Annotated in this window: 8 protein-coding genes; 4 read left to right on the plus strand and 4 right to left on the minus strand. The window is 52.1% G+C overall.

Features of this window, described 5'->3' with window-relative positions; translation table 11 throughout:
• Positions 1 to 49: 49 nt before the first annotated feature.
• Entirely contained in the window at positions 50 to 1,195 is a 1,146-nt protein-coding gene (locus R6U67_RS02600) for a DUF4340 domain-containing protein (RefSeq protein ID WP_410251106.1), read from the minus strand.
• Positions 1,196 to 1,361: 166 nt separating this feature from the next.
• Between R6U67_RS02600 and R6U67_RS02605 the strand changes: the two genes are divergently transcribed.
• Complete coding sequence (locus R6U67_RS02605; protein ID WP_410251107.1) at positions 1,362 to 2,342, plus strand: cysteine synthase A; 981 nt, start codon at positions 1,362 to 1,364, stop codon at positions 2,340 to 2,342.
• A 125-nt stretch (positions 2,343 to 2,467) separates the two neighbouring features.
• On the opposite strand, the gene R6U67_RS02610 is transcribed toward R6U67_RS02605, so the two are convergent.
• On the minus strand, positions 2,468 to 2,695 hold the full coding sequence (locus R6U67_RS02610; RefSeq protein WP_087709081.1) for a hypothetical protein: 228 nt from the start codon (positions 2,693 to 2,695) through the stop codon (positions 2,468 to 2,470).
• A gap of 288 nt (positions 2,696 to 2,983) precedes the next feature.
• Between R6U67_RS02610 and R6U67_RS02615 the strand changes: the two genes are divergently transcribed.
• Both R6U67_RS02615 and R6U67_RS02620 read left to right on the plus strand, forming a co-directional pair.
• The gene (locus tag R6U67_RS02615) at positions 2,984 to 3,739 is read left to right on the plus strand and encodes a metallophosphoesterase family protein (RefSeq protein ID WP_410251108.1); all 756 of its coding nucleotides are present in this window, start codon (positions 2,984 to 2,986) and stop codon (positions 3,737 to 3,739) included.
• A 121-nt stretch (positions 3,740 to 3,860) separates the two neighbouring features.
• Complete coding sequence (locus R6U67_RS02620) at positions 3,861 to 5,864, plus strand: hypothetical protein (protein WP_410251109.1); 2,004 nt, start codon at positions 3,861 to 3,863, stop codon at positions 5,862 to 5,864.
• 19 nt (positions 5,865 to 5,883) lie between these two features.
• On the opposite strand, the gene R6U67_RS02625 is transcribed toward R6U67_RS02620, so the two are convergent.
• Together R6U67_RS02625 and R6U67_RS02630 are read right to left on the minus strand one after the other, a co-directional pair.
• Positions 5,884 to 7,554, minus strand: coding sequence for a glycoside hydrolase family 13 protein (locus R6U67_RS02625; RefSeq protein ID WP_410251110.1), 1,671 nt, complete (start codon positions 7,552 to 7,554; stop codon positions 5,884 to 5,886).
• Positions 7,555 to 7,712: 158 nt separating this feature from the next.
• Positions 7,713 to 8,606 (minus strand): alpha/beta fold hydrolase, encoded by an 894-nt coding sequence (locus R6U67_RS02630; RefSeq protein WP_410251111.1) that lies wholly within the window; start codon positions 8,604 to 8,606, stop codon positions 7,713 to 7,715.
• A gap of 517 nt (positions 8,607 to 9,123) precedes the next feature.
• Here R6U67_RS02630 and R6U67_RS02635 point away from each other — a divergent pair.
• Positions 9,124 to 10,089, plus strand: a complete 966-nt coding sequence (locus R6U67_RS02635; RefSeq protein WP_068788667.1) for a M48 family metallopeptidase — start codon at positions 9,124 to 9,126, stop codon at positions 10,087 to 10,089.
• The last annotated feature ends 28 nt before the right edge of the window (positions 10,090 to 10,117 follow it).

Raw genomic sequence — 10,117 nt, forward strand, 5'->3', positions numbered from 1 at the left:
TGCTCATCGTGGCCACCAGTCTCGATGACGCCGGGCGCGGCCTCAACCTCTATCGCAGGCGATGGGGGATCGAATGCATGTTCGCGGATGCAAAGACCCGTGGCCTCAATATCAAGGACATCCGCACCTCGACTTTGGGGAGCGCCTCGACCGGCGGGCTGAAGAGCGCGCGCAACGCCGCCATGTCAGGCGGACGGTTCTGACGAAGATCTTCCTCTATCTGCGCGGCCAATTCGGCCTCGCACCCCCGGTCGTGCGGCTCAGAGGTTTCTGTCTCAGGAGTTTCTGTCTCAGAAGTCTCTGTCTCAGAAGTCTCTGTCTCAGAGGTTTCTGTCTCAGAAGTCTCTGTCTCAGAAGTCTCTGTCTCAGAAGTCTCTGTCTCGGGAGTTTCCGTTTCAGGAGTTTCCGCCTCAGGAGTCTCGGTTTCAGGTTCATCAACCTGTGGCGGCGTGGGTAGCGGTTGTGCTTGCCAATCCTCGGGAGAACGATTGACAGCATTTTCAATGTTGAGAGGTAAGAGGAAAACAGAAACCTCTTCCGTCTCAGCCGTCTCAGCCGTCTCAGCCGTATTGCTGCCATCATTCGCCCCAGAATCTGTCTGAGAATCCGTCTCAGGGGTAACCTCAGCCTCCGACTCAGGAGAACCTTGAGCCTGAGCATCTTGGCCATCATCCCCAGAGCGAATTAAGCCATAGACAAAACTGCCCGTAAAATCGCGATCGCCCACCCATAACTCCTGACTCTCTCCATTGTCCAACTCAATCCGCAAACGAGCGCGGGGAGTCTCCAACCCATACTCAGCCAAATTAGCCTCACTCGTCACAATCGGGCGATCGCTGCGAGCATTCTCTAAGACCATCAACAGAAACGACACATAAGCATCATTAGCCGGATACTCTTGAGCCTCCGCCTCAGCTTCCTCAAAAATGACCGCTTGCCAATCCGTCGTGGTAAAACTCGTTTCATCCTCCGAGGGAATCTGCAACGGCTCCTCAAGCCGTGTTAACTCTAGGGTATAGTCCTCACGGCGTAGGGTCATCTGACGAATCGCCTCAACCTCAAACTTAAAGGCCCGTTGCTCTTGCTGACGTTGACGCTCCAACTCCGGGGCGATCGCCCCTTCATACAACAGCACCCCACCGCCAAAAATCACCGCCAACAGCAACAACACCTGAGTTGATCGCTTTAATTTCATCGCTTTCTCCTTAACACGTCTTAATCCCAACCCTGAAGCCGATAGAATAACAACAGCCCTCATCTCTGGCGTTTGGCTCTAGGTTGAAGCTACAAGCCCAGGCCAGATCCAGTCGGGCAGCGTTCCCAATCGCATACCACATAACATCTACATTTCATCGACATTTATGGATATCCAGAACGGCTTTGTTGGTACCGTCGGCAACACTCCCCTCATTCGTCTCAATAGCTTCAGTGATGAAACAGGGTGCGAAATCCTCGGAAAAGCCGAATTTCTCAATCCCGGAGGATCAGTCAAAGACCGAGCCGCCCTCTATATTATCGAAGATGCCGAAGCTCAAGGCCATCTGCGACCAGGGGGAACCGTGGTTGAAGGCACAGCGGGGAATACGGGCATCGGTCTAACTCATATTTGTAACGCCAAAGGCTATAAATGCCTCATTATCATCCCAGAAACCCAGTCCCAAGAAAAAATGGACGCCCTGCGAACCTTAGGCGCAGAAGTTCGCCCAGTTCCGGCGGTTCCCTACCGTGACCCCAATAACTACGTTAAACTCTCGGGTCGTCTGGCGGCGGAAATGGACAATGCCATCTGGGCCAATCAGTTCGACAACACCGCCAACCGTCGCGCTCATTATGAAACCACAGCCCCCGAAATTTGGGCGCAAACCGAGGGGAAAATCGATGCTTGGGTCTCCGCCACCGGAACCGGTGGCACCTACGCCGGAGCCGCCATGTTTTTCAAAGAGAAGAATCCCCAGGTCAAATGTGTCGTCGCCGATCCCATGGGAAGTGGTTTATATAGCTACGTCAAAACCGGCGAGATCAATAGCAGCGGTAATTCTATTACTGAAGGGATTGGCAATAGTCGGATTACGGCCAATATGGACGGTGCGCCTATTGATGATGCGATTCAGATCGATGATACGGAAGCGGTGCGAGTGGTCTATCAGCTATTACGCAAAGATGGCCTGTTTATGGGAGGTTCCGTCGGCATTAACGTGGGAGCGGCTGTAGCCTTAGCCAAGGAACTCGGCCCCGGCCATACCATTGTCACGGTGTTATGTGATAGTGGCTCTCGCTATCAATCTCGGCTCTATAACCCGGACTGGTTGGCGGCCAAAGGTCTCTCTGTCCCGAGCTTGTAGCCGTTGGGATTTCCGAGTCCGGTGGTCGATTTTTCTTGAGTCGTGTGTCTTGAGTCATCAGTAGATCGGTTGGTTGTTGTGAAGATGCGACAACCAACCACACCGATGAGTTTTGAGCCGTCAGATTATCCGGCGCCGGGATCTCCAGCACAAGGATCGCTCTCATTGGATTTCCCGGCGCAGGGGTCTCCGGCACAGGGGTCTTCGGATTTCCCGGCGCAGGGGTCTCCGGCACAGGGGTCGCTCACTCCAGCCGGTGCATTTTGTCCAGCACAGGGGTTGGCGCATCCAAAGGCTAAACCTAACCCGAGAATTGAGGCGATGGACATATTGGCTAAATAGCGGACTTTCATAGAGATATCTCCTAGAAGGGGTCATCAGGGTTGACGTGTTATGGCAGTTACGCTCGCGCTCGCAATTCGGTTTTGTGGTGTTACGAGTCGCGGCCACTTCGGTCAGTTGGCTGGGTTCCCTTCAAAATCCTCATCAAAACTTTAACCGGTCAATATCTTGGGGGGGATGGCTCTCGATATACTTGGATTAGGGAAACTCTATTTTTTTGGAAGATGATCGAGAACTCATCGGGAACTTAAGCATTTCCCCTCCAGTTCTACGAGTCTTCCAACCACAGGACTTGTCTCATGTCAACCCCACCCCGACAAATCGTAATTGGCGATGTCCATGGTCATTACGATACTCTAGTCCGACTGTTGGACAGCCTCGACTTAAAAGACGGCGATCGCGTGGATTTTTTAGGTGATCTCATCGATCGCGGTCCAGCTAGTTATCAAGTCGTGGACTTAATCATGTCTCATCCGTCCTATTACGCGATTCGAGGCAATCATGAAGAGATGATGCTATCGGCCCTGATCTATGGCCAACATGACGATCGTTATTTTGATTTTTGGCTCAGTGGTGGTGGCGACCTTACCCTAGAAAGCTATCCCAATTCCGGGATCATGTCTGAACATCTCAACTGGCTCGAATCCTTACCCGCCTATCGCGATCGCGGTGATGTTTGGCTCGTTCACGCCGGCGTCAACCCCAATCTGCCCATCGCCGAACAGTCGAGTCAAGAGTTTTGCTGGATTCGCGATGTCTTCCATCGTCAAACACAACCCTATTTTCCCGACAAATTAATCATTATCGGACATACCATCACCTTTACCTTTCCGGGAGTCAAATCTGGGCAACTGGTTCGTGGCTGTGGCTGGTTGGGGATTGATACCGGAGTCTATACCCTCGAAAGTGGCTGGCTGACCGCCGTTGACGTCACCCATCAACAGGTCTATCAGGCGAATGTTTGGCAAGAAAGCCTGCGATCGCTCTCTTGGGATGAGGCAATCATCAGCATTGATCCCAACAAAGTTCGTCGTCGCCGCTTTGCCCTGAAATGATCCCCAAACAGTCCCTTGGCTGATCCTCGGCAAAAGACAATGCTAGGATAACCTCTGTGACGACTGTCTATACTGATCGCCACGTGTGATCTCAGCCGTTCAACGTACAGGGGTTTTGGTGATGAGGAAAAAAACAAACCTATCGTTCGAGCGATCGCGGCGGGAATCTCACTCCCCAACCCAACTGATCGAACGAAACCAGCAGCAACGAGACCGAGAACGCCCGAGGAACCCACGACGCGAACGCTCTTGGACATCCTGGCTTCCGGGATGGCAGTTCTGGACACTTCTGTTTGGTGTCGGAACCATCGGCACCGCCATCACCGCCGCCGCCTTGCTGCTGACGTTACCCACAGTTCCCAATTGTCCCCGCATCTTCTGGCCCACCGCCTCAGCCTCAATGCGCCTTTATTGTGGACAGTTGGCCGCCGATAAACAAACCGTTGACGATATCCTCGAAGCGATCGACCTGGTGAGTGAACTGCCCGAGGATCATGGCCTACGCCCCAGAATTAACCAGCAAATCGAAATCTGGACCCAAGAACTCCTCGATTTAGCCGAAGCCTCCTTCCATGAGGGCGACTTCTTAAACGCCGTTGACACCGCACGACGGATTCCCACCGAAAAACTCTCCCCGAGCGCCCAAGCCACCATTGAACCGGTCATTGAACAGCGTATCGAGGAATGGAAAGCCATTTGGACGCAAGCCGAAGATCTCTACGCTGACATTGAAGATCATCTCAAAAACCGCCGCTGGAACCTGGCCTTTGCCGCCGCCACTCGCCTGCGTTCTGTGGAAAATCAACATTGGCGCGTCACCAAACATGAAGAGATTACGCAGCGAGTTCAACAGGCCCGCGATGATGTCAACCAACTGGCTAGGGCGAAAAACCTCGCCAACCGCCGCACTCTCGATCATCTCCTCGAAGCCATCAATCTGGCAGAACAAATTGGCTTAGATTCCTTTGCCCATGCCAGCGCTCAAGAGGCGTTGAAGGAGTTTGGCCGGGCGATGTTGGATTTAGCCGATGCGGAACTGGCGGCCCAAAACCTCACGGAAGCCATTGGTATCGCTCGGCGGGTTCCGGCTAGCACCCAGTTAAAAGAAGAAGCCGATGATTTTGTGATTTTAGCCCGAGGCGAGTTTCTGGCCTGGCAGCCCAGCGTGAGAAACTTAGAAAACGCGATCACTCAGGCTCAACGGATTCCTCTGGAGAGTCCATTGTACGATCGCGCTCAAAATCGGATTAGACAATGGCAAACGGCGATTGATCAGGTGGCGGTTCTCGAACGCGCCCGCAATACCGCTCGTACGGGCAGTATTGCAGATTTGACAACGGCCATTTCTCAAGCCGAACTGATCTCGGATACGACCTCTCTCTATGATGAGGCCCAGCAAGAGATTGAGCGCTGGCGCAATCAGTTGCAAACCAATCAGGATCGTCCGATTTTGCAGCGGGCCGAAGCCTTGGCGCGTCAGGGAAATTATCAACAGGCGATCGCTCAAGCGCAGCGGATTAGTTCCTCTCGGGCGCTTTATACTGAGGCCCAAGATCAGGTGAACCGTTGGCAACGGACGATTAGTGAACAACGCGATCGCCCGATTCTCAGTCAGGCTGAACGTCAAGCCAATGCGGGGAACCTCGATGATGCCATCGCCACGGCCCGACGCATCCCCTCCGATAGTGCCTTGGCCCGAGAAGCACAAACCGCGATCGCCCGTTGGAACAGCGCCCAGCGCGATCGCGATCTCCTCGATCAAGCCTATCGTCTCGCCAATGGCGGTTCGGCGGAATCCCTCGAATCAGCCATTCGCACCGCCAACGGCATTACCCGCTATGGCGGCCAGCGGGCCGATGCCGATCGCCTCATCCGTAATCTCGGTTGGGAACTCCTGGAGTTAGCCGAGTCGCAGGCTTGGCGGAGTTTGGAGGGGGCGATCGCGATCGCTGAGCGCATCCCCAGTTACACCGAAGCCCACGCTGAGGCCCAACGGCTAATCCGCGATTGGGATGCCCAGTTGAATCCCCCTCCCCCGCCAGAACCGGATTTGCAACGTAAGTTTGATGAGGGGATTCCCATTGACTGGGATGGGCCGGTGATTGAGAATTCCCTAGATGAGTAGGTGTTTCTAGTAGGCGTTTCTAGTGGGCTTTCCCAAACAAGCAGATGTCAAAAGACTGAAGCGTCTCGGGAATGGTCATCACAGTACCGGCTTCATAGTGATTCGACAGTAACACCGTCCAATTATCGCGATCGATGGGTTCATCGAGATCCAGCGGTTTCTGGAAGGAGAAGTTGATCACCACCAAAATGGTTTGTTCCTTGGCTTCGCGTAAATAGGCTAAATGTTCGTGGGGATAGTTAATCAGCGATCGCCAGGTTCCCCGTTGCAAGGCTGGGCTTTTTAGGTACAACTGAATCAAACGACGATAGAAATTCAGCAGCGAATCGGGGTTTTTCCAAGCATTCTCAACATTCAAAGCCGTGTAATTCGGGTGAACCGGTAGCCAAGGTTCCACATCTTTACCAAAGCTAAACCCCGCTTGAGGTGAATCATCCCACTGCATGGGGGTTCGGGAACCGTCACGATGTTCAGGAACTTCCCCACTGGTACTCGGGGCGATCGCTTTATCCCGTAATTTCTCCGGGGGAATCTCCTCATGATCCACCATTCCCAATTCTTGGCCATAATACAAAACCGGGGTTCCCCGCACGGTTAATAATAATGTGGCCGCCGCCTGGGCGATCGCATGAGAATCAATACAAAGACTACATTCAACCCAGCGAGATAAATGGCGCGGGATATCATGATTATCAAAAAAGTACACCGGTTGCGCCCCGGCGGGTGTCACCAATTCTTTATGTTCAATTTCCCGTTGTAAATAGCCCGGATACCAGGGACTAAAGGCAAATTCAAAGGTAAAGGGCAGATGGAGTTCGTCGTTATGGGCACCATAAAAGGTGTTGGATTCATAGAGGCGATTGTCGATGAAGGTTTCGCCAATGAGTAGGCGATCGCCATACTCATCCAAAATTTCACGAATCTCCCGCACAATCTCATGATTTTCCGGGAGATTCTTTTCATACAAATGATGATAATTATTATATTCATTCTTATCATTTGTACCAAACTTGAGCGGATTATCCCGAAAAAACTTGTCCTTGCTATAAACACTTGACGCATCTAAGCGAAAGCCATCCACTCCCTTATCGAGCCAAAAGCGAACCACATCATAAATAGCAGCCCGTACCTCACGATTGCGCCAATTTAAATCAGGCTGATTCTTATTAAACGTGTGAAAATAATACTGTTGTCGGGCTTCACAATACGTCCAACCCGTCCCGCCAAAATAGGATAGCCAGTTATTGGGTAAATTATCTTTATAGCCTTCTTGCCATAAATACCAATCCGCCTTGGGATTATTCCGGTCTTGTTGAGACTCCAAAAACCAACTATGTTGATTGGACGTATGGTTCAAAACCAAATCCAAAATAATCTTAACATCCCGCCGATGACATTCGTCCACCAATTGCTCAAAATCTGCCATTGTCCCAAAAATAGGGCAGATTCCCCGATAATCACTCACATCATAGCCATTATCCATCATCGGAGACTCATTGATGGGAGACAACCAAATCGCATTAATCCCCAAAGATGTTTCACTATCAGGATTGCCATCATTGAGATAATCTAAGCGCTGAATAATTCCCTGAATATCACCAACTCCGTCCCCATTCGCATCCGCAAAAGTTAGAGGATAAATCTGGTAAATAATTCCCTTTTCCCACCAATGTTGTCCTGTTTTTGTCATACCGATGATTCCTATTTATAGCAATGAATAACCAACAACCAACAACCAACTCTGCTGTTGTGAGCTGTTCGTAAAGTACGCCCTAGCTTGCGGCTTAGATTTTTTCGGGGCGAACCCAGTTCGCCCCAACGACCTCGAATAGTCTTTCGGGACTTAGCCTACCTGACGACGTGACGGTTTAGCCAGTCCAAGACCAACGGATTCACCACCTCGGGACGTTCATCATGGGGACAATGGCCCGTTTGGGGGATGGAATGGAACTCTACCGGATGGCGTTCACCCCATTGGCGGTAAATCTCGGCCCCTTTCACCGGAGTCCAGGGGTCATCCTCGCCCCAGAGGACCAACACCGGACAACGAACGGAATCGAGCAACTCTGAGGGTTTTGGCCCCGGAGGCGCCGACAAAATCGAAGCAAACACCTGTTGCGCCCCCGCATCACAGGAGGGTTCATAGAGAAGTTGCACCAACTCATCGGTCACCGCCTCGCGATTTCCGTAGACTTGATACAGGGTGTTGCGAATGCGTCGTGGCTGTCGCACCTGGTTAAACATCAGGGAACCCAAGCTTTTTGAAGCCACTAACTTAGCAAACGTCCCCATGACCAGCCGTAAGGGAAACGCCAACTCCTCGGGCCGATGATTCAGGCCACCGGCGCAATTGAGCAACACCGCTCCTTGGCTGGCGTCTGGATGTTGGGCCGCCATCACCAACGCCAACAAAGCGCCGATGGAATTTCCGACAAATACGGTGGGTTCACCGATGAACTCTTGCCAAAAGTCCGCCAGTAAATCTCGCCAGAGTTCAATGGAATAGTCAAAGGGCGGTTTGGCCGATTCACCAAATCCCAGCAAATCGAGGGCATAGACACGATAGCCTGATTGCGCCCAAACGGGGATATTCTGACGCCAATGGCCAATAGACGCACCAAATCCATGGATGAGAACCAGGGGCGGTCCGTCACCATTGACGGTATAAGCAATGGACTGTCCGCGCCACGTCCAAAACTGTCGTTGTAAAGAAGACTGAGAGGAGGGAGTTTGTACCGTCACAACACGATTGATAGAATGTACTGTTGAGACTTCATTCTATCGAGTTTTTCGGGACTATGCTGTGGTCATAGTCTGCAATCTCGCCATTTTGACCCGATTGAAGCGTTGCAGGGTCTGAGCAATGGAGACTCAAAAAAAGAAAACCGCAGCGCCGTCTTACCTCAGCTTCCGACCTGTATGCGACAGTGGGAGCCATCTATAACCCAGATGGTCCCTCAGCCCTTTATCTCCGGCTCCAGGAGTCTAACGCGAGGTTAGCATACCGAGCCACAAGTACATTGAGGGCCTCATACAGGACAAGTATAGATCGTAAAACAATATTGGCAGTCACCAACGCCGCAGTCTTCTATAGGTACTATTTTAGCAAGCTGTTCTCAAAGCGCAAGCGATCGCCGGCAAATTTTCCCAGAGACCGAAGGCGATCGCCGCCAAAACGCGATACAACAGGGAAAGAAACCCTGTAACTCGCTCTGAACGGCCACCGAGCAACGATATACCCGTAACCCTAAACCGCCCTATGCCTGACTATCCTGGACTCTCAAGCGAAGCCTTCCGTCATCCCCTCGATCGCGAAGCCGAAGAGGCGCTACGCAGCCTACCAGGCTTTGATGGCGTAGCCCGTAAGTTTGTTGAATATGTCTATGAACGCCCCCAAGCGGTGTTTATGACCGGCAATTATATTCAAGTGGGGCCGCGACAGTATTCGAGCATCTACCAACGCTTTCGTGAGGCTGTTCGCGCCCTCGATATCTCCCCGGAACCGCTCCTGTTCGTGTCTCAGAATCCTCAACTCAACGCCGTTTCCCTCGGACAAGATCATGCGTCGATTACCCTCAACTCCGGCCTCGTCGATGCCGTGAATGAAGAGCAGCTTCAGGCCGTCATCGCCCATGAGTTAGGACATCTCAAATGTGGCCATACGATTTTGATTCAGATGGCCATGTGGGCCATTTCCACGGCGATGTTTGTGGGCGAGTTCACCTTTGGTATGGGCAATGTCCTCGGGAGTGGCTTACTCTACGCCTTTTATGAATGGCGACGTAAAGCCGAACTCTCAGCCGATCGCGCGGCCTTGTTGGTGATGGACGATCTCGATACAGTGACGCAAACCCTCATGATCATGGCTGGGGGAAGTCAAAAATATGCCCATGAACTGGACATGGAGGAGTTTATCCGCCAGTCGCAACGCTACCAAGAGTTAGATCGCGATGAATTGAATCAAGTCTATAAGTTTCTGCTCTATAACGGCGCTCAAGGTATGGCCACTCATCCTTTTGCTGTAGAGCGGCTTCACTATATCCGCCAATGGGGACAGTCTGCCGAGTATCAGCGGATTCGTTCAGGGGATTATCGTCATGATGATGCCCGAGGCGCGGTCAATGTCCGCACCGATGACGGCAATACCGTCAGCAGCTTACGGCAGCAGATTGAAGCGCTGCAAGCGGAAATTGAGCGGGAACGGCAGCGGCGCTCTTCCTCTTAATAGAACAGGGAACAGGGAACAGGGAACA

It is taken from the genome of Sodalinema sp., from assembly GCF_046483825.1.
Lineage (GTDB): Bacteria > Cyanobacteriota > Cyanobacteriia > Cyanobacteriales > Geitlerinemataceae > Sodalinema.